A 23718-nucleotide genomic window follows, 5' to 3' on the forward strand; every position below is an offset into this window, starting at 1 on the left:
GCGGTTGCCGCCGGTTCAGTTGTCCGGTTCGGCCTCCGGCGCCGCCGTGAAATCCTGGTCGCGCAGGACCTCGTTGATGGATTCCCTCAGCTCCGCGGAAAGCGTGCGGGAGTTCAGCCTGAACTTGAGGCCATCCTTGATGCGGCGGTAATTGGGCGAATCCTCCTCCTGACCCAGCATGTAATCCTCCAGCGTCGACAGCGCGCTGAAGCGTACATCCTCGTTCTGATCCTCCAGCGCCGACATCAGGGCGGCGACGGTGGCGTCGGAGGGCTCATCCACGGCGCCCAGGCTGAGGGCGGCCGCGTTGCGTACTTCCGGGTTGCCATCGGTGGTCAGCAGCTGGCCCAGCGTCGCCTCGGTCTCGGGGCTGGGGTAGGCGCCGAGCTGCTCGACCGCCTCGATCCGCTCCTCGTCATTGGTGCTGCCGAGCTGGGTCATGGCCTCGGCTATCTGCTCCTTTTCGAGCTGCTCGTCCTCCACCGCCTCATCGGGCGCCATCAGTTCGTCACCCGACGGCGCGGCTGGCGGGACGGGGCCGGCTGCCGGCGTCCTGTCCGGCGCCTCGCTGGACTTGGGCGCGGTCGCCACCGCTTCCCCGCCGTCCTGGTCACCGCTGTCGGATTCCAGGTTGAAAAGGACCAGGACCACGAGGCTGAGCGAAATCAGCAGGGTAATGATGAGAATCCGGGCGATGGACATGGTGCAAGGGTCTCGGGTCAGGTAGGCGGAAGACGGCCGCCCGGGCCGGATGGCATGGGCGGCGGAATATTAACAGACCGATGCGCGGCCGAAAATGTGGCCCGGAGCCCGGCGGGAATGGCCGAAGGATCAGGGTTTCGGGGCGGACCAGAAGGTGCCTGCCGGGATGGCGGCGGCCGGCTCGCCGGCGGCGGCGTTGATCCGGTCGAAGAGTGTCTGCGCGGCGGTGCTCGGGATCGATGCCGCGGCGGGCCAGCGGCCGGCGCAGTAGTGCCGGCGCAGCATGGCCTGCGCCTGGCTGTCGGGTTCCCGTGTCAGTGGCACCACCTGCTGCCAGTCGGCATCGGACTCGCAGATCCGTTGCCGTGCCTCGGCGGCGGCCTTGAGGAAGCCGTCGACGGCCTGGGGATTGGCTTTGGCCCAGTCCTCGCGGAACACATAGCCGAGCACCGGCACGTCGGCATCGATGCCCAGCCGTTTTTGCAGTTGCCGGCCGTCGAGCAGTTCGCGATATCCCTGCGCCTCGAGCTTGGCGGCATAGTTCCAATAGGTGAGGACGGCATCCAGCTGGCCATGTTCCAGCTGCTGGTTCAGCAGGGGCGGAGCGCCGAAGCTGAGGGTGGCGGATTTTTCCAGATCGAGCTGCTGCGTCTGCTGCGCCAAGGTTTTCAGCAGCAGCCAGTTCTTGTCGAGCCCGCCGCCGGCGATGCCCAGCCGCTTGCCTCGCAGGTCGGCCACGTCCTTGACGGCGGAATCCCGGGGTACCACCAGGGCGCCGTGGCTGGTCGAGAAGGGCGCGAAGCTCAGCGGCTGGCCCTGCTGGCGCTGGCGGGCAGTCCACAGCCAGTCGGAGACGACGATGTCGAGGCTGCGTCCCTGCAGACCGATGCGGCCGGCTTCCGGGCTGGCCAGTTCGGTCGCTTCGATGGCGATGCCCTGCGCCTGGTCCAGGCCGCGGCTGCGGATGATTGCCAGCTCCCAGCCGAGCGTGCCGAAGGCCAGCGCGCCGACCCTGACGCTGGGGGCGGGAGAGGCCTGGGCGAGCGATCCCAGGGCGGCAAGGAGCAGGGTGGCGAGTGGTCTGGGCATGGCGGTAACCTGGCGGGCCGGCGGAAATGCGCCCTCATTCTACGCCCATCAGTTGCCGGCGATGGTCATCCGCTCGATGAGGATGGAGCCGGTGCGGGTATTGCCGCGCAGGTCGACGTCGTTGCCGACGGCGACGACTGTCCCGAACATGTCCTTGAGGTTGCCCGCCACCGTGAATTCCTCGACCGGGTACTGGACGACGCCATCCTCGACCCAGAAACCGGCCGCGCCGCGGGAATAGTCGCCGGTCACCAGGTTCACGCCCTGCCCCATGAGCTCGGTCACCAGCAGCCCGGTTCCCATGCGTCGCAGCAGCCCGGAAAGGTCCAGCTCGCCGGGTTCCAGGATCAGGTTGTGGACGCCGCCGGCGTTGCCGGTAGAGCGCATGCCCAGCTTGCGCGCCGAGTAGGTGCTCAGCACGTAGGATTCGAGGACGCCGTCGCGCACCAGGTGGTGGGGCGTCGTCCGCACGCCCTCGGTGTCATAGGCGGCGCTGCCCAGGGCCTTGGGCAGGTGCGGCGCCTCGCGGAGCTGCACGAAATCCGGAAAAACCGGCTGGCCCAGCCGGTCCAGCAGGAACGACGACTTGCGGTAGAGGTTGCCGCCGCGAATGGCGCCGACGAAATGGCCGAGCAGGCTGGACGCCACGTCGGCAGCGAAAACGACCGGGCATTGCCGGGTACCGAGGCGGCGTGCGCCAAGACGCCGCAGGGTGCGTTCGGCGGCAACCCGGCCGACCTCGGCCGCCGCCTGCAGGTCGCGCGCGTCGCGTGCCACCGTCCACCAGTCATCGCGCTGCATCTCGCCGCCCCGCTCGCCGATCACGGCGACGCTGAGGCTGTGACGGCTGGAGGCATAGCCGTGCAGGAAGCCGAGGCTGTTGCCCATCACCCGGAGTCCCTGGAAGGTGTTGAGGCTCGCGCCCTCGGAATTGACGATTTCCGGGTGATGCCGGCGGGCGGCATTCTCGCAGGCCACCGCCAGCTCGATGGCGGCCTCGGGCTCGATGGGCCAGGGATAGTACAGGTCGAGATCCGGGAATTCGGTGGCCAGCCAGTCGGGGTCCGGCAGTCCCGCACAGGGGTCCTCGGCGGCGTGGCGGGCGATGCGCACGGCCGCAGCCACCGTTTCCCGCATGGCGGCGGGACTGAGATCGCTGGTGCTGGCGGAACCCTTGCGCTGGCCGATGTAGACCGTCAGGCCGAGCCCGCGGCTACGGTGGTGTTCGACCGTCTCCACCTCGCCCAGGCGGGCGGTGACCGACAGGCCCGTTTCCATGCTGACGCCGGCCTCGGCATCGGTGGCGCCCTGGTGGCTGGCCTCGCGCAGGCAATCGGCGACCAGGTTCTGCAGCTGATCCAGCTGCGCGTGCTCGGCGGCGGGGAGTCGGGATGCGGATGTCACGGTTGGTCTGGGTGGCGAACGGTTGAGGTGGTTCCGGGGTGGCGGCGCGGTCAATGATCCAGGCGCGTGCCGCCCACGGTCAGGCCGTCGACCTTGAGCGTCGGCTGGCCGACGCCCACGGGAACGCTCTGGCCATCCTTGCCGCAGGTGCCGACGCCGGTATCGAGCTCGAGATCGTTGCCGACCATGCTGACGCGGGTGAGCACGTCGGGGCCGTTGCCGATGAGCGTGGCGCCCTTGACCGGGCGGGTGATCCTGCCATTCTCGATCAGGTAGGCCTCGCTGGCGGAGAACACGAACTTGCCGGAGGTGATATCGACCTGCCCGCCGCCGAAGTTCTTGGCGTACAGGCCCTTGGTCACCGAGCGGATGATTTCGTCCGGCGCGTGCGGCCCCGCCAGCATGTAGGTATTGGTCATGCGCGGCATCGGCAAGTGCTGGTAGGACTCCCGGCGGCCGTTGCCGGTCGGCGCGACGCCCATCAGCCGGGCGTTGAGCTTGTCCTGCATGTAACCCCGGAGGATGCCGTTCTCGATCAGCGTCGTGCAGGCGGTGGGAGTGCCCTCGTCGTCGATGGTCAGCGATCCCCGTCGGCCCGGCAGGGTGCCGTCATCGACCACGGTACAGAGGGGAGAGGCGACCCGTTCACCGACGCGGCCGGAAAAGACCGAGGTGCCCTTGCGGTTGAAGTCGCCCTCGAGCCCGTGGCCGATCGCCTCGTGCAGCAGGATGCCGGGCCAGCCTGAGCCCAGCACGACCGTCATGTTGCCCGCCGGTGCCTCCTCGGCTTCGAGGTTGACCAGCGCCTGGCGGACCGCCTCGCGGGCATATGCCGAGGCACGGTCGCCCTCCAGGAAATAGTGATAGTCGGTGCGGCCGCCACCACCGCAGCTACCCTGTTCGCGCCGTCCGCCGTCGACGACGATGACGCTTACGTTGAGCCTGACCAGCGGCCGTACATCGCCATGGATGACGCCGTCCTGGCCCATGATCAGCACGACTTCGTGGCTGCCGGAAAGGCTGACGAAAACCTGCTCGACGCGCGGGTCCAGCGCCCGGCATTCGGCGTCCAGGCGCCGCAGCAGGGCCAGCTTGTCCACCTCCGGCAGCGACTGCAAGGGATCGACCGGCAGGTACAGGGCCGGCGGGCGCGGCGGCGCCGGCAGCGGCTGGCGGCCTTCCTGGCCGCGCCGGGCGATGGCGCGGGCGCTTTTGGCCGCCTCCAGCAGGGCGGTCAGGGTGATGTCGTCGCTATAGGCGAAACCGGTCTTTTCGCCCGAAACGGCGCGGATGCCGGCGCCTTGGTCGATGCTGTGGCTGCCTTCCTTGACGATGCCGTCTTCCAGCCCCCAGGACTCGTACCGGGTCGCCTGCAGGTAGATGTCGGCGGTATCGATGCCGGCGCCCAGTAACTGCTGCATCACCCGTTCCAGGTCGTTGGCGGCGAGCCCGACGGGTTCCAGCAGGGCGGTCTGGGCGATGGCGAGGGCTTGGTGGGACATCGGCGGCTCGGGTGTCAGGGGGCGACAGGATGGCCTAGCGGCAGCTCAGGCGGGTGTGTTCCAGCACCGGGAATGCGGCGCGGACCCGCTCCAGGCGGTCGCGGTCGAATTCGGCCGTGACCACGCCGGCGCCCTGGGCTAGGCTGGCCAGCACCACGCCCCAGGGATCGACGATCATGCTGTGGCCGTAGGTCTCGCGGCCGTTCATGTGGAAGCCGCCCTGGTTGGCGGCGACGGTATAGCAGAGGTTTTCCACCGAACGGGCGCGCACCAGTACTTCCCAGTGGGCGGCGCCGGTACGGGCGGTAAAGGCGGAGGGCACGGCCAGGATGTCCATGCCGATGGCCGCCATCTGCCGGTAAAGTTCCGGGAAGCGGATGTCGTAGCAGACGGTGAGGCCCAGGCGTCCGAAGGGGGTGTCCACCACCAGGGCATCCTCGCCGGCTTCGATGGTGGCGGATTCCTGGTAGCTTTCCTCGGTGCCCGGCACGTTGACATCGAACAGGTGGATCTTGTCGTAGCGCCCCACCCGCTGGCCGCGGTCATCGAAGACCAGGCAGGCGGCCCGGGCCCTGCCGGAGACGCCGCGGATGGGCATGGTGCCGCCCACCAGCCAGACCTTGAAGCGTTCGGCGGCTTTCGACAGGAACTCCTGGATCGGGCCTGCGCCGTCGGTTTCGGCGATGTCCAGCTTGTCGGTCTCGTTCAGCCCCATCAGCGCGAAGTTTTCCGGCAGCACCACCAGGTGGGCGCCCTGGGCGGCGGCGGTTCCGATCAGCCGCTCGGCTTCGAGCAGGTTGCCGCTGACATTCGGGCTGGAAGCCATCTGGACGGCGGCAAACGTGGCTTTTTTCATGCGCGGTTTCCTGGGGCGTTGCGGGGCGGGCTGATGGTCGGAATCCCGCCGGCAGGGCGGATCGTAGCCGGGCAGTTTAGCATGGGCCACTGCACCTCAGACGAGCACCACGTCATACTGTTCCTGCGTGTACTGGGCCTCGGCGCGGAACTTGATCCGCACCCCGGTGAAGCTCTCCAGCTCCGACAGGGTGTCCGCCTCCTCGTCCAGCAGGCGCTCGACCACCTCGTTCGCGGCCAGTACCAGGAGCTCCTGCACCTGGTACTGGCGGACCTCGCGGATGATCTCGCGGAAGATGTCCAGGCAGACGGTCTCGGCGGTCTTCAGGACGCCCCGGCCGCCGCAGGTGGGGCAGGGTTCGCAGAGGATATGTTCCAGGCTCTCGCGGGTCCGCTTGCGGGTCATCTCCACCAGTCCGAGGCTGGAAACCTCGCTGATGGTGTTGCGGGCATGGTCCTTTTCCAGGCAGCGCTGCAGGGCCTGCAGGACCTGCTGGCGATGCTCGCGGTCCTGCATGTCGATGAAATCGATGATGATGATGCCGCCGAGGTTGCGCAGCCGGAGCTGCCGGGCGATGGCTTGCGCCGCTTCGAGATTGGTCTTGAAAATGGTCTCCTCGAGGTTGCGCCCACCGACGAAGGCGCCGGTGTTGACGTCGATGGTGGTCATGGCCTCGGTCTGATCGAAGATCAGGTAGCCGCCGGACTTGAGCGTCACCCGGCGTTCCAGCGCCCGCTGGATTTCGTCCTCCACCGCGTAGAGGTCGAACAGGGGCCGCTCGCCGGCATAGTGTTCCAGCCGGGGCGCCAGTTCGGGGACGAATTCGCGCGCAAACTTGGCCAGCCGGTTGTAGGTCTCGCGCGAGTCGATGCGGATCTTCTCCACCTTGGCGCAGTGCATGTCGCGCAGGACGCGCATGCTCAGGGGCAGGTCCTCGTGCAGCAGGGTACGGGGCTTGGCGGTGCGCTGGCGCTGGGCGATGGAATTCCACAGCTTGAGCAGGAACAGCATGTCCGCGCGCAGGGCGGCCTCGTCGATGCCCTCGGCGGCCGTGCGGGCGATGAAACCGCCGGTGCCGTGTTCCTTCTGGAACGCCTCGACGCAGGCCCGCAGGCGGACGCGCTCGGCCTCGCACTCGATGCGCTGGGAAACGCCGCTGGTTCGTGCCTGCGGCATGTAGACCAGGAATACCGAGGGAATCGCCAGTTCCGTGGTCAGCCGCGCGCCCTTGGCGCCGATCGGATCCTTGACCACCTGGACCACCAGCTCCTGGCCATCGCGGAAGATGAGTTCGATCTGGTCGCCCTGGGCCTTTTCGCGTTCGCCCGGGCAGAGGTCGGACACGTGCAGGAAGGCTGAGCGTTCCAGGCCGATGTCGACGAAGGCCGCCTGCATGCCGGGCAGGATGCGGCAGATCTTGCCCTTGTAGATGTTGCCGACCAGTCCCCGCCGCCGGGTGCGCTCGATCAGCACTTCCTGGAGGACGCCGTTCTCGACTATGGCGACGCGGGTTTCCGGCGGCGTCACGTTGATCAGGATTTCGTCGCTCATGATGGATTGCCCTTTCGCTGGGGGGGCAGCGGATCGAGCCCGATCTGCCGCAGGAGTTCGCCGGTTTCCCTGAGCGGCAGCCCCATGACGCCGGAATAGCTGCCGGACAGGTGTTCGACGAACAGCGCGCCGAGGCCCTGGATGGCATAGCCGCCAGCCTTGTCGCGGGATTCGCCGGTAGCCCAGTAGGCGCGGATCTCGTCCACGGTCAGCGGCCGGAAGCGCACGCGGCTCAGGCTCAGCGCCTCCAGATGCCGCTCGCCGGCGCGCAGCGAGACGGCGCTGAGGACCGCGTGTTCGCGCCCCGACAGTCGCGCCAGCATCTCCAGGGCCTGTGCCAGATCGGCGGGCTTGCCGAAGATCTCGCCGTCCAGCACCACCTCGGTATCCGCGGCCAGCACCGGCAGGCGGCTATCGTCGAGCGTCTGGATGGCACGCGACTTCTCGGCGGCGATCCGGCGGACATATTGTTCCGGCGTTTCTTCCGGCAGCGGCCGTTCGGGGATGTCGGCCGGCCGGATTTCGGCGTCCAGGCCCAGCTGGGCCAGCAGTGCCTGACGGCGTGGCGAGGCCGAGGCGAGAATGAGACGGCGGGATTCCATGGCGATCGGGGACGGCCGGGGCTCAGCGGTGATAGGGATGGTTGTTCAGCAGGCTCCAGGCGCGATACAGCTGCTCGGCCACGATGACCCGCACCAGCGGGTGTGGCAGGGTGAGGGGGGAGAGACTCCATTGCTGTTCGGCGCGCACCCGGCAGGCATCGGCCAGACCCTCGGGGCCGCCGACCAGCAAGGCCACGCGCCGGCCCTGCCGCTGCCAGTCCGCCAGCCACGCGGCCAGATCTTCCGTGCGCCAGGGCTTGCCCTCCACCTCCAGGGCGATGACCCGGTCGTCCCGGCCCAGCGCCGCGAGGATGCGCTGACCCTCATCCTCGCGGATGCGGGCGAGGTCGGCGTTCTTGCCGCGCTTGCCGGGCGCGATCTCCCTCAGTACCAGTTCGCAGTCGCGTGGCAGGCGCTTGGCATATTCGTGGAAACCCTCGGTCACCCAGCCGGGCATGCGGTTGCCGACGGCGAACAGGTGGATCTGCATGGGTTCGGCGGGCTCGGGTGCGGCTGTCGTGTCCCGGCCTTCAGGCTACGGCCAGCATGCGGTCCAGGGTCAGCCTGGCCGGAATGGCGTCGGTTTCAGGTACGCGGATGCGGTTGATGACCTGTCCCGCGACGAGATTTTCCAGTACCCAGGCCAGATGTTGCGGGTCGGTGCGGAACATGGTCGAGCACATGCAGACCGTCGGCGAGAGGAAGTGCACGTTCACGCCACGCGGCTTCATCTCTTGGGCAAGCCGGTTGACCAGGTTCAGTTCGGTACCCACCAGCCAGCGGGTGCCGGGCTCGGCGGCGCGCACGGTCTTGAGAATGGATTCGGTCGAGCCGATGTCGTGGGCCTTCTCGCAGACGTCGAAGGCGCATTCGGGATGGACGATGACGCGGGTTTCCGGATGTTTCTCCAGGAAGCGATCGACGTGCTCCGGTCGGAACATCTGGTGCACCGAGCAGAAGCCTTTCCAGAGAATGATGCGGGCCTTGCGGATTTCCGCCTCGCTCAGGCCGCCCATGGGCCGGGTGAAGTCCCAGGTGACCATCTCGTCCAGGGGGATCCCCATGCGATGGCCGGTGTTGCGGCCCAGGTGCTGGTCGGGGAAGAACAGCACCTTCTGCCGCCGGGCGAAGCTCCATTCGAGAATCTTCTGTGCGTTGCTGGAGGTGCAGACGATGCCGCCATGGCGTCCGCAGAAGGCCTTGAGGTCGGCGGCGGAGTTGATGTAGGTCACCGGCGTCACGCTGGCGTCGGGATCGATGATCCCGGACAGCTCCCGCCAGCCGCGCTCGACGGCCGCCAGATTGGCCATGTCGGCCATGGAGCAGCCGGCGGCCAGGTCGGGCAGGATGGCGATCTGCTCGGGGCGCGACAGGATGTCGGCCACTTCGGCCATGAAATGCACGCCGCAGAAGACGATGTATTCGGCGTCCGAGCGCGCGGCTTCCCGCGACAGCTTGAGCGAGTCGCCGGTCAGGTCGGCATGGCGGAAAACCTCGTCACGCTGGTAGTGATGTCCAAGGATGACGCAGCGACGGCCGAGTTCTCGCTTGGCGGCCTCGATGCGCGCCTCGCATTCGGCATCCTCGAGCAGGGCGTAGTCTTCCAGGGGCAGGGCGGGAGCAAGCATGGTTGAATTCTCGACGGCTGGGGAAGCCCGTCATAATACACGAGCGAAATACTGGGAAATTGTGCGGCGCACCCGCTGTCGTCCTCTCGACCGTTGCCCGGATCCCGGTGGGTCAGCCGTGCGCGCGCCGGGCGGCGTGAGGCAGGCAGGTCGCCCGGTCCTGCTCGGCGAGTTCGTAGAGTTCCAGGTATTGACGGGCGCTGACCTGCCAGGAGAAATCCTTGGCCATGCCATTCGCCTGGATTTTGCGCCAGTCCACAGGGGTGGCGTAGAGCCGCAGCGCCCGCTGGATGGCGTCAAACAGGGCGTCCGGGCTGGCGTCGTCGAACACGATGCCGGTGGCGGTCCCGTCGCGCAGGGTCTCGTCGTTGGTGTCGACCACCGTGTCGGCCAGGCCGCCGGCACGACGGACCAGGGGCACGGCGCCATAACGCTGGCTGTACATCTGGTTGAGCCCGCAGGGCTCGAAACGGGACGGCATCAGGAACACGTCGGTGCCGCCCTCGATCAGCCGGGCATGGGCCTCGTCGTAACCCACGCGGATGGCGAAGCGGTCCGGGAACAGCTTGCCCCAGTGCTGCAGTGTCTGTTCGAAGCGGGCGTCACCGCTGCCCTGTACGGCGATCTGCAAGGGCAGGGCCATCAGCCGTGGCATGATCTCGAGCAGCAGGTCGATGCCCTTCTGCTCGACCAGCCGGCCAACCCAGGCCAGCAGCGGTACGTCCGGATCCTCGGGGAGGCTGAAGGCGCGTTGCAGGTGCCGTTTCAGCTCGCCGCGCCGCTCGAGGCCGGCGCGGTCGAAATGCGCGGGGAGATAGGGGTCCTTGGCCGGGTTCCAGACCTCCACGTCGATGCCGTTGAGAATGCCGCTCAGCCGCTCGCGTCGTTGCCGCAGCAGGCCGTCGAGGCCGCAGCCGAAGTCCTCGCCCTGGATTTCCCGGGCATAGTTGGGGCTTACTGTGGTGATGCGGTCGGCGAACACCAGTCCACCCTTGATGAAGCTCAGCTGACCGTAGAACTCCAGGGCCTCGTGTGACCAGAGCCGGTTCGGCAGCCTGAGCCGGACGAAGGTCTCGTGTGGAAAGATGCCTTGATAGGCCAGGTTGTGGATGGTGAACACGGTGGCCGGACGCTGCAGCTCATCGTTGAGCAGGGCCGGTATCAGGCCGGTTTGCCAGTCGTTGCAGTGGACGATGTCGGGCTGCCAGTCCAGCCCCAGCCGGTTCATGGCCAGTTCCGTGCCCACGTGGCAGAGCAGCGAGAAGCGCTCGGCATTGTCGGCCCAGGGTTTGCCATCGGCGCCGAGATAGGGATTGCCGGCCCGGCCGAAGTAGTCGTGGTGCGACAGGCCGTAGACCTCGACCTCCGAGCCGGGCAGCAGGCCGTGGTGCAGCATCGGGCTCATGCGGCCGCCGGGGAGCCTCAGAGGCTCCATCATGCCCGAGGCGATCGCCTCGGCGTAACCGGGAATCAGGATGCGGACATCGTGGCCGAGGGCCTTGATGGCGATGGGCAGTCCGCCGGAGACATCGGCGAGACCCCCGGTCTTGATGAGCGGATAGGCCTCGCTGGTGACGAAGAGGACCTTCTTCATTCGCTGCTGGCTGACGGGGCCGCTTCGGTCTCGCGCTTGGGCTTGGGTTGGCGGACGCGCTTGAGCACGATGCCCGCGAGGGGGGGCAGGGTCAGCTCGATCGAATGCGGGCGCCCCATCCATGGCCGTGGCTCCGAGCGCAAGGGCGGATTGCCGACATTGCTGCCGCCATAGTAAGTGGAGTCGGAGTTGAAGATTTCCTCGTACTCGCCGGCCTCGGGAACACCGATGCGGTATTCGTGCCGGGGCACCGGCGTGAAGTTGAGGATGATTAGCACGAAGTCACTGGCATCCTTGCGGATGTAGCTGAGGATGGATTGCGGTGCATCGTGGCAGTCAATCCATTCGAAGCCCTCATGGTCGAAATCGCGGGTATGCAGGGCGGGTGTGGTTGTGTATAGCCGGTTCAGGTCCGACAGGGTCTTGGTGACGCCCTGGTGCAGCGGATGGTCCAGTGCATGCCAGTCGAGCTGGCTGGCGGCGTTCCATTCGGTGCTCTGGGCAAATTCGCAGCCCATGAACAGCAGCTTCCTGCCCGGGTAGGTCAGCATGAAGGTGTACAGCAGCCGCAGGTTGGCAAAGCGCTGCCACTCGTCGCCGGGCATGCGTGCCAGCAGCGACCCCTTGCCGTGGACGACCTCGTCGTGCGAGAAGGGCAGGATGAAGTTTTCGGTGAAGGCGTACAGCAGGCCGAAGGTCAGCTGGTCATGGTGATAGTGGCGGTGGATGGGATCCTTGCCGAAGTACTCCAGCGTGTCGTGCATCCAGCCCATGTTCCACTTCATCGAGAAGCCGAGCCCGCCGGTCCAGGTGGGGCGGGTGACCTGCGGCCAAGCCGTCGATTCCTCGGCCATGACCAGGGCGCCAGGGCATTGCTGGTGGGTGACGGTATTGAGCTCGCGCAGGAAGGCGATTGCCTCGAGGTTCTCGTTGCCGCCGTATTTGTTGGGAATCCAGTCACCCGCCTCGCGGGAGTAGTCGAGGTAGAGCATGGAGGCGACCGCGTCCACCCGCAGGCCGTCCAGGTGAAACTCTTCCAGCCAGTAGATGGCGCTGCCGATCAGGAAGTTGCGGACTTCGTTGCGGCCATAGTTGTAGATGAGCGTGCCCCAGTCACGGTGCTCGCCGAGGCGCGGGTCCTCGTGCTCGTAGAGCGGCGTGCCATCGTACCAGGCGAGTCCGTGGGCATCCTTGGGGAAATGCGCCGGCACCCAGTCGAGAATCACGCCGATGTCATGCTGGTGGCAGTAGTCGACGAACCAGCGGAAGTCGTCCGGACTGCCGAAGCGGCTGGTCGGCGCGAAATAGCCGGTGGTCTGGTAGCCCCAGGAGCCATCGAACGGGTGCTCGGTGATGGGCAGGAGCTCGATATGGGTGAAGCCCAGTGGCTTGACGTAGGCGACCAGCTCCCTTGCCAGGGTGCGGTAATCCAGGAACTGGCCCTGTTCCCCGACCCTCCACGAGCCGAGGTGGACCTCGTAGACCGACATGGGTGCGTGCAGCCATTCGTGGCTGGCGCGGGTTTCGAGCCAGTTTTTGTCGTGCCAGGCAAAGTCGTCCTTGCCGGTGACGATGGAGGCGGTGCCGGGCCGCAGCTCGAAGCGCTGGCCGTAGGGATCGCTTTTCAGCAGCACCGTGCCGTGGGCGCGGTTGCGGATCTCGAACTTGTACAGGCGCCCCGCGTCCAGGCCGGGGATGAACAGTTCCCACACGCCGCTGCCGCCGCGGGTGCGCATGGGGTGGGCGCGCCCGTCCCAGTGGTTGAAATCGCCGACGACGCTGACCCGCTCGGCATTTGGCGCCCAGGTCGCGAACAGCACGCCCTCCACGCCGTCGACCGTGTAGAGCTGTGCGCCGAGGATGCGATAGATATGACGGTGTTTGCCTTCGCCGAACAGGTAGAGGTCGAAGTCGGCAATCTGGGGTTCGAAGGTATAGGGATCGACATGGCTACCGGCCTTTCCTTCCTTGTCGACCCAGTGGATCGCATAGTGGCGCGGGATGCGGTTGTCGGGCTCCACCCGGCATTCGAACAGGTCGGTATTGGGCAGCCGCCGCAACTCGGGGCCGGCTTTCCCGACCCGGGCGGTCTCGGCCCAGGGCAGATAGGCGCGAAATACCTCCCGGCCGTCTTGCGCGTGTCGTCCGAGGACCGCGAAGGGGTCGTGATGTCGGGCCTTCAGCAGCCGGACAACGTCCTCGGGAAGGGTTTTCTCCCACTCTGCACCGGGGGCTTTTTGCGCGTCTGGTGAGTTCACTTTGAAAGGCCTCTGGTAGTAGAATGGGTCTCTAAACGATGCCTCGAAACGAGGTGTGGATATTATCAAATCTGCGCCGCGATTGTGCCGAAAGTCCGTCACTCAGGAGCGACCCCCATGCCAGAATCCCTGCACAAAACCCGATTCGTCAGTCGTCTGACGCGGCAGACGCTGGCGCTGGTCCTGGCCGGCGGGCGGGGCAGTCGCCTGCATTCCCTGACCGAGTGGCGCGCCAAGCCGGCCGTGCCGTTCGGAGGCAAGTTCCGCATCATCGATTTTCCCCTGTCGAACTGTCTCAATTCCGGTATCCGGCAGATCGGCGTGCTGACGCAGTACAAAGCCGACTCGCTGATCCGCCATATCCAGCAGGGCTGGGGTTTCCTGCGCGGCGAGCTGGGCGAGTTCGTCGATGTCATGCCGGCCCAGCAGCGCATGCAGGAACGCTGGTATGCCGGCACGGCCGATGCCGTCTACCAGAACCTCGACATCCTGCGCCAGCGCGATCCCGAATATATCGTCATCCTGGCAGGCGACCACGTCTACAAGATGGATTACGGTCTCATGCTGGCCTATCACGCCGAGAGGGAGGCTGACCTCACCATCGGCTGCATCGAGGTGCCGCTGGAAGAGGCCAAGGGTTTCGGCGTCATGCATGTCGACGATGCCAAGCGGGTCATCAATTTCGTCGAGAAACCGGCGGAGCCGCCGCCCATGCCGAACCGGCCGGATCATGCCCTGGCGTCCATGGGGATCTATATCTTCAGCACGGCCTTCCTGTTCGAGCAGCTCATCAAGGATGCCGACAATCCGGCCTCCAGCCATGATTTTGGGCATGACATCATCCCCAACATCATCAACAACAGCCGTGTCTTCGCCTATCCCTTCCGGCATGCCCAGAGCGGCGTGCAGGCCTATTGGCGGGATGTCGGCACGGTGGACGCCTACTGGTCGGCCAACATGGAGCTGATCGGTGTCGATCCGGAGCTCAACCTGTACGACCGGGAGTGGCCCATCTGGACCTATCAGGCACAGACGCCGCCGGCCAAGTTCATTTTCGACGACGACGATCGCCGGGGCATGGCGGTGGATTCCATGGTATCGGGGGGATGCATCATTTCCGGCTCCGAGGTGCGTAATTCGCTGCTGTTCAGCAATGTGCGCGTCAACTCCTATTCTTCCGTGAAGGATTCCGTCGTGTTGCCGGAGGTGAATATCGGCCGTCATTGCCGCATCACCAGGGCTGTGATCGACCGCGGCTGCCACGTTCCGCCCAATACCGTGATCGGCGAGGACCTGGAGGAAGATCGCAAGCGCTTCCATGTCAGCCTGGGTGGCGTCGTACTGGTGACGCCCGACGATCTCGGTCAGCGGTTGCACTTCTCGCGCTAGGCGGTCGGCGCGCTTGGGGCAAGGGCAGCGCAGCGGCTTCCGTGCCGGTTGCTCGGCGCCGTCCATCCCGCAGCATCCTTCCCGCGATCACGTTCGGGGTATCGCCGTCTGATACCCCCCAACTCAAACAATTTCTACAAGCTGGTCATGTACACCCTGGGGGGGCGGTTTGGCGCAAGCGCATAGCATTCTCGACCGGCGTCGAGCGGGTATCCTCCTTCATATCACGTCGCTTCCCGGGGCCGCCGACAATGGCGACCTGGGCAAGGATGCCTACCGTTTCGTCGACTTTCTCGCCCGGGCAGGCATAACCGTCTGGCAGACCTTGCCGGTCAATCCCACCCACCCCGACGGTTCCCCTTACCAGTGTCTTTCCGCGCATGCGGGCAATCCACGCATGATCGACCTCGGCTGGCTGGTCGAGCGGGGTTGGCTGCCCGAGCAGGTTCTGACGCAGGCGATAGCCGCGGAGCCGGGTCACCGTGATGCCTGTCTGGCATATGCCTTCGCGCGGTTCCGCAGCGATGGCCAGAGCATCGCGGACCTCGATGGCTTTGTGGCGGAGCATCGTCACTGGCTCGACGACTTTGCCCTGTTCATGGCCATTCGTGCGGAGCAGGGCGATCGGCCCTGGCAGACCTGGCCGGAACCGCTGCGCGATCGCGATCCCGCGGCCCTGGGTGCCGCGCGTGTCCGCCTGGCGGATCGGATCGCGCGGGTCTGTTTCGAGCAGTTCCTGTTCTATGGACAGTGGCGGGCCTTGCGGGCCTATGCCAACGCCCGTGGCGTGCTGCTTTTCGGCGATATCCCGATTTTCGTCGCCGGCGACAGTGCCGACGTCTGGGCGCGACGGGAGGAGTTCGATCTGACGCCGGAGGGCAATCCCCGGGTCGTGGCCGGCGTTCCGCCCGATTACTTCTCCGCTACCGGGCAGCGCTGGGGTAATCCGCATTATCGCTGGGATCACATGCAGGCCAACGGTTTCCGCTGGTGGCTGGAGCGATTCCGTGGCCAGCTGGCGCTTTACGACTGGGTCCGCATCGACCATTTCCGCGGTCTCGAGGCCTATTGGGAGATCCCCGCCGATTCGGCCACGGCCATCGAGGGGCGCTGGATACCGGCGCCGGGACAGGCCCTGCTGGAAGCCTTGGTCCATACGCTGGGAGACAGGGGCGTTCCCCTGATTGCCGAGAATCTTGGCATCATCACGCCCGAGGTCGAGGCCTTGCGCGAACGCTTCGACATACCGGGGATGCTGATCCTACAATTCGCCTTCGACGGTGGACCGGGTAATCCCTATCTGCCCCACAACCATACCACCAACAATGTCGTGTATACCGGCACGCATGATAACGACACCACGGTGTCGTGGTTCGAGGGTCTGAGCGCCGGGCAGCAGGCGCACGTCCGGCGTTATCTCGGCAATCCCGCCGCCGACATGCCGGAAGCGCTGGTGCAGAGCGCGCTGGCCTCGGTGGCCAAGTTGGCCATTCTGCCCCTGCAGGACGTCATCGGGCTCGGCCAGGGTTATCGCATGAACACGCCGGGTACCATCGACGGTAACTGGGCATGGCGGTTCAACTGGAGCCAGCTTGCAGACGCGCACGCTGTCGCGCTCTCCGAGATGGTCCAGCTCTACGGGCGCTGAGGCAGGCCGGGAACCCCGTCATTCCGGTGGTGGGGCGGTTCCTGGGGTGGGGTATCGCGGACAGCAAAAGACCTTGTTGCCAGCAATCTCGGATTGCGGATGGCCCGGGGGGAGAGCCTGCAACAAGGTCTAGGGTAGGTGAGCTCGGGAGCTCTTTGTCGTTATAGTTGTTGTAATCGAATTCAGGCGCCTCGACTGGACGGAATCCGAACAGGCGCCGTGGAACTCTTACTTGGACTTTTGCATCTGCTTTTCGACCTGAGCCCTGGTTTCGTTGTAGGCATCGGTCGGAACGCTTTCCATCTCACGGCTCTTCAGCAGGAAGACGCCGATGACGGTGGCAACAATGACGGCGCCAATGTAGAGCCAGAAGTTATCTTTTTCTTGTTCCATATTTTTTACCTCAACAGACTTCAGTGGTTATTGTCCGATCGACAGCGCTTGATGCCGATCGCCTTATCCTAGCAAGTAACCGAAGTTACGGGTCGGGGTCAGCTGGCCATGGAGGCCCGGTTCTGACACGCGAACCCATTCTATTTCGGTTAATAGTCATGTTCAAGCCTCTTGCTTGACTTTTTTGGGACTGGGTAGCGGATCGGCCTTGGGCCCTGCCGGGGCGGTTGGTGGCTCTCCTCGTGCCGGATGGTCTCGTCCGCACAGTTGTATGATGGATAACCTTGTCACTGCTTGTCCTTAGACTGGAGTCCAGATGAACCGCCCCCAGCCCCAGCCCGAAACCGATGACGCTGTCCTGACCCCGGAAAAAATGGCCGTGGATGTCCCGGCGGATCCCGCGCTCGCCGAGAGTCCGAATCCCGTGGCGGCAGCGGAGATTCAGGCCGTCAGCCATGAGCCGGTTGCCACGCTGGTCGCCACGGCGCCCAAGGGTTCGGCGGAGGATAGCGAGGAAGCGCCGCTGCCGGCCGGCTACCCCTATCCCCGGCGCATGCGCCGCCGCGAGTACGAGCGGCTCAAGCAGGATTTGCAGGTCGAGTTGCTGAAGGTACAGAGCTGGGTCAAGGATTCCGGGCAGCGCGTCATCGTCCTGTTCGAGGGCCGTGACGCGGCCGGCAAGGGCGGCACTATCAAGCGCTTCATGGAGCATCTCAATCCGCGTGGCGCGCGCGTCGTGGCGCTGGAGAAACCCACCGAGGTCGAGCGTGGGCAGTGGTATTTCCAGCGCTACGCGGCGCATTTCCCGACGGCCGGCGAAATCGTCTTCTTTGACCGTTCCTGGTACAACCGGGCCGGTGTGGAGCGTGTCATGGGGTTCTGCAAGCCGCTCGAATACTTGGAGTTCCTGCGCCAGGCGCCATCGCTGGAGCGGATGCTGGTCAACAGCGGCATCCTGCTTTTCAAGTACTGGTTCTCGGTCAGCCGGGAGGAACAGCTGCGCCGCTTCGTCGCCCGGCGTGACGATCCGCTCAAGCACTGGAAGCTCAGTCCCATCGACATCAAGTCGCTGGATCGCTGGGACGACTACACCGAGGCCAAGAAGGCGATGTTTTTCCACACCGATACGGCCGATGCGCCCTGGACCGTCATCAAGTCGGACGACAAGAAACGCGCCCGCATCAACTGCATGCGGCACTTTCTGCACGTCCTGCCGTACCCGAACAAGAATCCGAAAGTGGCCTGCGAGCCGGATCAGCAACTGGTCGGACCGGCATCCCGGGTGATCGACTCCAGCGAGCGGATCATCGATCAGTTCTGAGGTGTCGCCGGCTGCGAGCCGCCGGTTGCCGGGCGGGCGCTCAGGCTCGCAGCCAGGCGGATGCCAGGAGGCCCGCGCCCGCGAGAACCGCAAGGCCGGCGAGTGTGGGCGCGACACCGCCGGCCAGCAGCACCGAGCCGCCGATGAACAGCGCGCCGCCGGTAAGGCCGAGTCGGGTTTGCTGCCGGTTGCGCCGCAGTTCGTGGCGCAGGGATTCTAGCTCGGGCGACCGGGCGTTGACGGTCAGTTTGCCGTGGGCGGCGTCGCTGAGGGCGCGATGCACCAGCATCGGCATGTCGGGCCAGTGGCTGGCCCAGAGCGGCAGCTCCGCCTTCAGCTTGGCGAGATTGGCGGCTGGACCCAGTTCGTCCCTGAACCAGCGTTCCAGGAACGGCCTGGCCGTCTGCCAGAGATCCAGTTCCGGATAGAGGTCGCGGCCCAGTCCTTCGATATTGAGCAGGGTCTTCTGCAGCAGCACCAGTTGCGGCTGCACCTGCATGTCGAAGCGTCGCGCGACCTGGAACAGGCGCAACAGGAGGTGGCCGTAGGAGATGTCCTTGAGCGGTTTCTGGAAGATCGGCTCGCATACGGCGCGGATCGCGGCCTCGAATTCGACCGCCCGCGTGTCCTTCGGAACCCAGCCGGATTCGATGTGCATTTCCGCGACCCGCCGGTAGTCGCGGTTGAAGAAGGCGCGGAAATTCTCGGCGATGTAGTGCTTGTCTTCCTGGGAAATGCTGCCGATGATGCCGAAATCCACGGCGATGTAACGGGCGTCGCGGGTGGCGAAGATATTGCCCGGGTGCATGTCGGCATGGAACAGGCTGTCGCGCAGCACCTGGGTGAAAAAGATTTCGACGCCACGCTCGGCCAGCAGCTTGAGATCCACCCCCTCGCGGCGGAGCTGCTCGACATCGCCGATCGGAATGCCGGAAATCCGTTCCATGACCATGACATCGCGCCGGGTATGGTCGAAGTACACCCTGGGGATGTAGAGCATTTCCGAGCCCTTGAAGCGCCGGCGGATTTCCGCGGCATTGGCGGCTTCCCGCACCAGATCCAGCTCGTCGAGAATGGTTTTCTCGAATTCCGCCACCACCTCGATCGGTCGCAGCCGCTGGGCGCCGGTCCAGAAGCGGTCTGCCAGCCGGGCCAGTTCGTGCAGCAGGGCCAGATCGGTGCGGATGCGCGCCTCGATGCCGGGGCGCAGCACCTTCACCACCACGGCGTCACCCGTGCGCAGGCGGGCCGCATGCACCTGGGCCACCGAGGCCGAGGCCAGCGGCGACTCATCGAATTCGGCAAACAAGGCCGTGACCGGCTGACCCAGCGAGCGTTCGACGACGGCCTTGGCCTCGCAGCCCGGGAACGGCGGCACCCGGTCCTGAAGCTTGACCAGTTCCTCGGCGATATCGTCCGGCAGCAGATCGCGGCGGGTGGACAGGGTCTGGCCGAATTTGATGAAGATCGGCCCGAGATCCTCCAGGGCGCCCCGGATGCTGGCGCCACGCGGCGGGTCGGCCGGAGCGGCCGGCGCATGCGCGCCGAATTTCAGCAGCAGTCGCAGAGGCCCGGAGAACTGCTTGATGTCGAGCAGCCGATCCAGCCCATGACGCAGCAGCACCTGGCGGATGTGGTGCAACCGCTGGAGTGTGGCGGGGCGAATCACGACGCCTTGGCAGTGGGCGGGCCGGCGGGCGACGATGTCCGGGCGGCGGCCTCCAGCCGCTCGATGCGGGCGCTCAGGCGATCCTTGTCTGCCCGCAGGGTATCCACCTCGGTTAGCAGCGCATCGACTTCCGAGCGGTCGGGCAGCCAGCGGGTTTCCTCGCGCAGGTATTCGCCGACATCGGTCTCCAGCGCTTGCAGCGAAGCGCGGGTCCAGCGCTGCCCCGCATCCACCATGCCCAGTAGGCCATCGGCCAGCCGGTTGCCGAAAAAGCGTGACAGGAAGCCCGCCCAGTCGATCTTGAGCGCCTGGCACAGCGCCTGGAAGCGACGGGCCGTTTCGGCATCGCCCTGCAAGCTGATGCCGCTGGCGGCCAAGGCGGCGCCATTGCTGGCGAGGCCGGACCGGGCGAAGGCCGCCAGATTGCCGGCGAGGGTGACGTCCGGTTCGTTGCTGAGCTCGGTCAGGATTTGCAATTCCTCATGGGTGGCGCACAGGTAGAGGGTGCGGCCGAAGGGCTCCAGCCGCAGGGCCACTACCTGGCCGGACAGGGGTTGCAGGGCCTCGCGGCCTGTGGCGGAGGCGTCCAGATGCTGGCGGAGCAGTCGACGCAGGCTCTCGGTGAGGCTGGCCGCCAGCCAGGGATGGCCGGCCGTGCTCAAAGTTTGTAGCCCCGGTGAATGGCGACCACGCCATGGGTGAGGTTGAAGTACTCGCAGCGTTCGAAGCCGGCGCCTTGCATCATCTGCTTCAGGGTTTCCTGATTCGGGTGCATGCGGATGGATTCGGCCAGATAGCGGTAGCTGTCCTCGTCCTTGGCGACCAGCCTGCCCATCAGCGGCAACAGCTTGAAGGAGTAGAGATCGTAGGTTTTCTTGAGCAGGGCACCCTGCACCTCGGAGAATTCCAGGACGATGACGCGCCCGCCGGGCTTCAGCACCCGGCGCATGGATTTCAGCGCCTCTTCCTTGTGGGTGACGTTGCGCAGGCCGAAGGCGATGCAGACGCAGTCGAAGGTGTTGTCGGGAAAGGGCAATTTCTCGGCGTCGATCTGGGCGAAGGCGACGCCGCTGGTCACGCCCTCGTCGATCAGGCGGTCGCGGCCGCGAGTCAGCATCTCGGCATTGATGTCCGACAGCACGACGCCGCCCCGGTCGCCGACCCTCTCGCGGAACAGCGCGGTCATGTCGCCGGTGCCGCCAGCCAGATCCAGCACCTGCTCGCCATACCGGACATGACTGAGCTGCAGGGCGATCCGCTTCCAGATGCGATGGATGCCGAGCGACATCAGGTCGTTCATCAGGTCGTACTTGCCGGCCACCGAGTCGAACACGGATCTGACCAGTCGGGCCTTTTCGCCTTCGGGTACCTGGCGGAAACCAAAATGGGTGGTGGAGTCGGTGTCGGTCATGGGTTTTCTCGAAGTCGTTGCGATGGGCGAGGCCCGGGAACCGGTGTCGCGGAGCCCGGTGCGGCGACTGACGTTCTGATTGCGGACCTATGCATGCGGGCTGCGGTGGTGGCCGGCCTGCTCCAGGCGTTGCAGATAGTCGCGCCAGAGCTGGTCGCGGTTCGAGCCGAGCCCGTACAGATAGTCCCAGGTGTAGATGCCGGTATTGTGCCCGTCGCTGAAGGTGGGACAGATGCCGTAGTTGCCCACCGGACGGACGTCGGTGATGGTCACATCCTGCTTGCCGATCTGCAGGACCTCCTGTCCCGGGCCATGCCCGCGGACTTCCGCCGATGGCGAGTGTACCCGCAGGAACTCGAACGACAGTTCGTCGCGACGACCGTCGTCATAGTGAATCTCCAGCACTTTCGACTGCTGGTGCAGGATGATCTGGGTCGGGGTTACGACGCTCATGGCGGGTCGGCGTTACAGGATATAGCGGCTGAGATCCTCGTCCTGGGCCACTTCGCCGAGTTGGCGCTCGACATAGGTCGCATCCACGGTCACCGTCTGGCCGGTATGCTCGGGTGCCTCGAAGGAGATCGCCTCCAGCAGGCGTTCCAGCACCGTGTGCAGGCGGCGGGCGCCGATGTTCTCGGTGCGCTCGTTCACTTCCCAACTGATTTCGGCGATGCGGGCGATGCCGTCGGCGGTGAAGCTCAGCGCCACGCCCTCGGTCTTCAGCAGCGCGGCGTACTGTTCGGTCAGCGAGGCGTCCGGTTCCGTCAGGATACGGACGAAATCGGCGGCCGACAGCGCGTTCAGCTCCACCCGGATGGGGAAGCGGCCCTGCATCTCCGGGATCAGGTCGGATGGCTTCGACAGGTGAAAGGCGCCGGAGGCGATGAAGAGGATATGGTCGGTCTTGACCATGCCGTGCTTGGTGCTGACGGTGCAGCCCTCGACCAGGGGCAGCAGGTCGCGCTGCACCCCCTCGCGGGAGACATCGGGACCGCCGTGTTCGCCGCGCTTGCAGATCTTGTCGATCTCGTCGATGAAGACGATGCCGTTCTGCTCCACGGCCTCGATGGCGCGCAGCTTGACGTCCTCGTCGTTGATCATCTTGTCGGCTTCTTCCTCCTGCAGGGCCCTCAGGGCATCCTTCACCTTCAGCTTGCGGGTCTTGGTCTTGCCGGTGTGCAGGTTCTGGAACAGATTCTGCAGCTGGCTGCTCATCTCTTCCATGCCCGGCGGGGCCATGATCTCGACGCCGACCTGGGCGGCGCTCATCTCGATCTCGATGTCCTTGTCGTCGAGTTCGCCAAGGCGCAGCTTCTGACGGAATTTCTGACGCGTCGGCGAGGCCTCGCCTTCACTCTCTTCCCCGGACCAGCCGCCCACGCCCGGCAGGAGGGCGTCGAGCACGCGTTCCTCGGCGGCTTTTTCGGCGCGGGCCTGGACGCGTTCGATGTCGGCCTGACGGGTCATCTTGATGGCGGCATCGATCAGGTCGCGGACGATGGATTCCACGTCGCGGCCGACGTAGCCGACCTCGGTGAACTTGGTGGCTTCCACCTTGATGAACGGGGCATGGGCCAGTCGCGCCAGCCGCCGTGCGATCTCGGTCTTGCCGACGCCGGTCGGGCCGATCATGAGGATGTTCTTGGGGGTGATCTCCTCGCGCAAGCCGGGCGCGACCTGTGCGCGGCGCCAGCGGTTGCGCAGGGCGATGGCGACCGCCCGCTTGGCATCGGTCTGGCCGATGATGTGTTTGTCCAGCTCCTGAACGATTTCCCGGGGCGTCATGGCCGTCATGTCAGGTCGACTCCACTGGCAGTTCCAGCTCTTCGATGGTGAGGTTGCGGTTGGTATAGATGCAGATGTCGGCGGCGATGTGCAGTGACTTCTCGACGATGTCGCGTGCACCGAGTTCGGTGTTTTCCAGCAGCGCGCGGGCCGCGGACTGGGCGAAGGCGCCGCCCGAGCCGATGGCGATCAGGCCCTGTTCGGGTTCGATCACGTCGCCGTTGCCGGAAATGATCAGCGAGGCCTTTTCATCGGCGACGGCCAGCAGAGCCTCCAGCCGTTGCAGCATGCGATTGGTGCGCCAGTCCTTGACCAGTTCCACCGCGGCGCGGGTCAGGTTGCCGCGCTGTTTTTCCAGCTCGCCTTCGAAACGCTCGAACAGGGTGAAGGCATCCGCTGTGGCACCGGCAAATCCGGCCAGCACACGCCCATGATAGAGGCGTCGCACTTTGCGCGCGTTGCCTTTCATCACCGTGTTGCCCATGGTTACCTGGCCATCGCCGCCGATCACCACCCGGTTGCCTCGCCGGATCGAGACGATGGTTGTGCCGTGAAAACTGTCCACGCAATAGACTCGCTTAAGAAAGGAAGTCGGCGATTGTACCGCATAGGGGGTGGCGCCGCCGGATGTCGTCCGGGTCATGCCGGGGCCGATCCTATCGGTTCGGCTCCGTCCTGCAAAAAACCCCCGCCGAGGACTCGGCGAGGGTTTCGTTGCTACCCGGAGGCGATCCGGGTCGTGGGGCTGAGTCCCGGGATCAGGCGATATCGGGGCACAGGTCGCGGCCGATCAGCTTGCCGAAGCTTGCGAAAACTTGCAGCAGGACGCCTGCAATGGCCAGCGCCAGCCAGCCGAAGAAGACGAAGCCGTAGTGCAGCGGGGCGACGAACAACTCTTCCATGAACCAGAAGGTGT

At 65.7% G+C, this 23718-nt stretch carries 22 protein-coding genes; 3 read left to right on the top strand and 19 right to left on the bottom strand.

What is annotated here, in order from left to right; translation table 11 throughout:
• Positions 1-15: 15 nt before the first annotated feature.
• The 11 genes from ACYQ1H_RS08815 to glgB form a co-directional block, all read right to left on the bottom strand.
• A complete protein-coding gene (locus tag ACYQ1H_RS08815) occupies positions 16-702 on the bottom strand; it encodes a HEAT repeat domain-containing protein (RefSeq protein WP_460027671.1) in 687 nt (228 codons plus the stop codon).
• 129 nt (positions 703-831) lie between these two features.
• Positions 832-1791 (bottom strand): ABC transporter substrate-binding protein, encoded by a 960-nt coding sequence (locus tag ACYQ1H_RS08820; protein WP_460027672.1) that lies wholly within the window; start codon positions 1789-1791, stop codon positions 832-834.
• A 48-nt stretch (positions 1792-1839) separates the two neighbouring features.
• On the bottom strand, positions 1840-3195 hold the full coding sequence (gene pmbA, locus ACYQ1H_RS08825; protein WP_460027673.1) for a metalloprotease PmbA: 1356 nt from the start codon (positions 3193-3195) through the stop codon (positions 1840-1842).
• Positions 3196-3245: 50 nt separating this feature from the next.
• Positions 3246-4697, bottom strand: a complete 1452-nt coding sequence (tldD, locus tag ACYQ1H_RS08830; RefSeq protein WP_460027674.1) for a metalloprotease TldD — start codon at positions 4695-4697, stop codon at positions 3246-3248.
• Positions 4698-4731: 34 nt separating this feature from the next.
• A complete protein-coding gene (locus tag ACYQ1H_RS08835) occupies positions 4732-5553 on the bottom strand; it encodes a carbon-nitrogen hydrolase family protein (protein ID WP_460027675.1) in 822 nt (273 codons plus the stop codon).
• 96 nt (positions 5554-5649) lie between these two features.
• Positions 5650-7104, bottom strand: coding sequence for a ribonuclease G (gene rng / locus ACYQ1H_RS08840; protein WP_460027676.1), 1455 nt, complete (start codon positions 7102-7104; stop codon positions 5650-5652).
• The gene (locus ACYQ1H_RS08845) at positions 7101-7712 is read right to left on the bottom strand and encodes a Maf family protein (protein ID WP_460027691.1); all 612 of its coding nucleotides are present in this window, start codon (positions 7710-7712) and stop codon (positions 7101-7103) included. The genes rng and ACYQ1H_RS08845 overlap by 4 nt, the downstream gene beginning before the upstream one ends.
• Positions 7713-7728: 16 nt before the next feature.
• Positions 7729-8196: a 23S rRNA (pseudouridine(1915)-N(3))-methyltransferase RlmH gene (rlmH, locus tag ACYQ1H_RS08850; protein ID WP_460027677.1), complete on the bottom strand. Its 468-nt coding sequence runs from the start codon at positions 8194-8196 to the stop codon at positions 7729-7731.
• Between the two features lie 40 nt (positions 8197-8236).
• Positions 8237-9334, bottom strand: a complete 1098-nt coding sequence (gene nadA / locus ACYQ1H_RS08855) for a quinolinate synthase NadA (RefSeq protein ID WP_460027678.1) — start codon at positions 9332-9334, stop codon at positions 8237-8239.
• Positions 9335-9446: 112 nt separating this feature from the next.
• Positions 9447-10928: a glycogen synthase GlgA gene (gene glgA / locus ACYQ1H_RS08860; protein ID WP_460027679.1), complete on the bottom strand. Its 1482-nt coding sequence runs from the start codon at positions 10926-10928 to the stop codon at positions 9447-9449.
• Entirely contained in the window at positions 10925-13186 is a 2262-nt protein-coding gene (gene glgB, locus ACYQ1H_RS08865) for a 1,4-alpha-glucan branching protein GlgB (RefSeq protein ID WP_460027680.1), read from the bottom strand. Before glgB ends, glgA begins: the two co-directional genes overlap by 4 nt.
• A gap of 117 nt (positions 13187-13303) precedes the next feature.
• Here glgB and glgC point away from each other — a divergent pair, with 117 nt between their 5' ends.
• Both glgC and malQ read left to right on the top strand, forming a co-directional pair.
• Positions 13304-14575 (top strand): glucose-1-phosphate adenylyltransferase, encoded by a 1272-nt coding sequence (gene glgC / locus ACYQ1H_RS08870; protein WP_460027681.1) that lies wholly within the window; start codon positions 13304-13306, stop codon positions 14573-14575.
• Between the two features lie 169 nt (positions 14576-14744).
• Positions 14745-16223 carry a 4-alpha-glucanotransferase gene (malQ, locus tag ACYQ1H_RS08875; RefSeq protein WP_460027682.1) on the top strand — a complete coding sequence of 493 codons (1479 nt, stop codon included), beginning with the start codon at positions 14745-14747 and terminating at the stop codon, positions 16221-16223.
• A 228-nt stretch (positions 16224-16451) separates the two neighbouring features.
• Here malQ and ACYQ1H_RS08880 read toward each other — a convergent pair whose 3' ends face one another.
• Positions 16452-16616: a hypothetical protein gene (locus ACYQ1H_RS08880; protein WP_460027683.1), complete on the bottom strand. Its 165-nt coding sequence runs from the start codon at positions 16614-16616 to the stop codon at positions 16452-16454.
• Between the two features lie 316 nt (positions 16617-16932).
• Between ACYQ1H_RS08880 and ppk2 the strand changes: the two genes are divergently transcribed.
• Positions 16933-17937, top strand: coding sequence for a polyphosphate kinase 2 (gene ppk2, locus ACYQ1H_RS08885; protein ID WP_460027684.1), 1005 nt, complete (start codon positions 16933-16935; stop codon positions 17935-17937).
• A gap of 40 nt (positions 17938-17977) precedes the next feature.
• Here ppk2 and ubiB read toward each other — a convergent pair whose 3' ends face one another.
• The 7 genes from ubiB to ACYQ1H_RS08920 all read right to left on the bottom strand — a co-directional run bounded on the left by ubiB (position 17978) and on the right by ACYQ1H_RS08920 (position 23704).
• Positions 17978-19606 (bottom strand): ubiquinone biosynthesis regulatory protein kinase UbiB, encoded by a 1629-nt coding sequence (ubiB, locus tag ACYQ1H_RS08890; RefSeq protein WP_460027685.1) that lies wholly within the window; start codon positions 19604-19606, stop codon positions 17978-17980.
• Positions 19603-20268, bottom strand: coding sequence for a ubiquinone biosynthesis accessory factor UbiJ (locus tag ACYQ1H_RS08895; protein WP_460027686.1), 666 nt, complete (start codon positions 20266-20268; stop codon positions 19603-19605). Before ACYQ1H_RS08895 ends, ubiB begins: the two co-directional genes overlap by 4 nt.
• A complete protein-coding gene (gene ubiE, locus ACYQ1H_RS08900) occupies positions 20265-21017 on the bottom strand; it encodes a bifunctional demethylmenaquinone methyltransferase/2-methoxy-6-polyprenyl-1,4-benzoquinol methylase UbiE (protein WP_460027687.1) in 753 nt (250 codons plus the stop codon). The genes ACYQ1H_RS08895 and ubiE overlap by 4 nt, the downstream gene beginning before the upstream one ends.
• Before the next feature lie 87 nt (positions 21018-21104).
• Positions 21105-21470, bottom strand: a complete 366-nt coding sequence (locus tag ACYQ1H_RS08905) for a gamma-butyrobetaine hydroxylase family protein (RefSeq protein WP_460027688.1) — start codon at positions 21468-21470, stop codon at positions 21105-21107.
• Between the two features lie 12 nt (positions 21471-21482).
• Positions 21483-22811, bottom strand: a complete 1329-nt coding sequence (hslU, locus tag ACYQ1H_RS08910; RefSeq protein ID WP_460027689.1) for an ATP-dependent protease ATPase subunit HslU — start codon at positions 22809-22811, stop codon at positions 21483-21485.
• Position 22812: 1 nt separating this feature from the next.
• The gene (gene hslV / locus ACYQ1H_RS08915) at positions 22813-23367 is read right to left on the bottom strand and encodes an ATP-dependent protease subunit HslV (protein ID WP_460027692.1); all 555 of its coding nucleotides are present in this window, start codon (positions 23365-23367) and stop codon (positions 22813-22815) included.
• Positions 23368-23560: 193 nt separating this feature from the next.
• On the bottom strand, positions 23561-23704 hold the full coding sequence (locus ACYQ1H_RS08920) for a methane monooxygenase/ammonia monooxygenase subunit C (protein ID WP_460027693.1): 144 nt from the start codon (positions 23702-23704) through the stop codon (positions 23561-23563).
• Positions 23705-23718: the final 14 nt, after the last annotated feature.

Source organism: Methyloparacoccus murrellii (assembly GCF_054657115.1).

Bases quoted from the DNA above. Each gene is read 5' to 3' on its own strand.
- ACYQ1H_RS08815 (WP_460027671.1), bottom strand. From the start codon at position 702: ATGTCCATCGCCCGGATTCTCATCATTACCCTGCTGATTTCGCTCAGC.
- ACYQ1H_RS08820 (WP_460027672.1), bottom strand. From the start codon at position 1,791: ATGCCCAGACCACTCGCCACCCTGCTCCTTGCCGCCCTGGGATCGCTC.
- tldD (WP_460027674.1), bottom strand. From the start codon at position 4,697: ATGTCCCACCAAGCCCTCGCCATCGCCCAGACCGCCCTGCTGGAACCC.
- ACYQ1H_RS08835 (WP_460027675.1), bottom strand. From the start codon at position 5,553: ATGAAAAAAGCCACGTTTGCCGCCGTCCAGATGGCTTCCAGCCCGAAT.
- rng (WP_460027676.1), bottom strand. From the start codon at position 7,104: ATGAGCGACGAAATCCTGATCAACGTGACGCCGCCGGAAACCCGCGTC.
- rlmH (WP_460027677.1), bottom strand. From the start codon at position 8,196: ATGCAGATCCACCTGTTCGCCGTCGGCAACCGCATGCCCGGCTGGGTG.
- nadA (WP_460027678.1), bottom strand. From the start codon at position 9,334: ATGCTTGCTCCCGCCCTGCCCCTGGAAGACTACGCCCTGCTCGAGGAT.
- glgA (WP_460027679.1), bottom strand. From the start codon at position 10,928: ATGAAGAAGGTCCTCTTCGTCACCAGCGAGGCCTATCCGCTCATCAAG.
- glgC (WP_460027681.1), top strand. From the start codon at position 13,304: ATGCCAGAATCCCTGCACAAAACCCGATTCGTCAGTCGTCTGACGCGG.
- ACYQ1H_RS08880 (WP_460027683.1), bottom strand. From the start codon at position 16,616: ATGGAACAAGAAAAAGATAACTTCTGGCTCTACATTGGCGCCGTCATT.
- ppk2 (WP_460027684.1), top strand. From the start codon at position 16,933: ATGAACCGCCCCCAGCCCCAGCCCGAAACCGATGACGCTGTCCTGACC.
- ubiE (WP_460027687.1), bottom strand. From the start codon at position 21,017: ATGACCGACACCGACTCCACCACCCATTTTGGTTTCCGCCAGGTACCC.
- ACYQ1H_RS08905 (WP_460027688.1), bottom strand. From the start codon at position 21,470: ATGAGCGTCGTAACCCCGACCCAGATCATCCTGCACCAGCAGTCGAAA.
- hslU (WP_460027689.1), bottom strand. From the start codon at position 22,811: ATGACGGCCATGACGCCCCGGGAAATCGTTCAGGAGCTGGACAAACAC.
- ACYQ1H_RS08920 (WP_460027693.1), bottom strand. From the start codon at position 23,704: ATGGAAGAGTTGTTCGTCGCCCCGCTGCACTACGGCTTCGTCTTCTTC.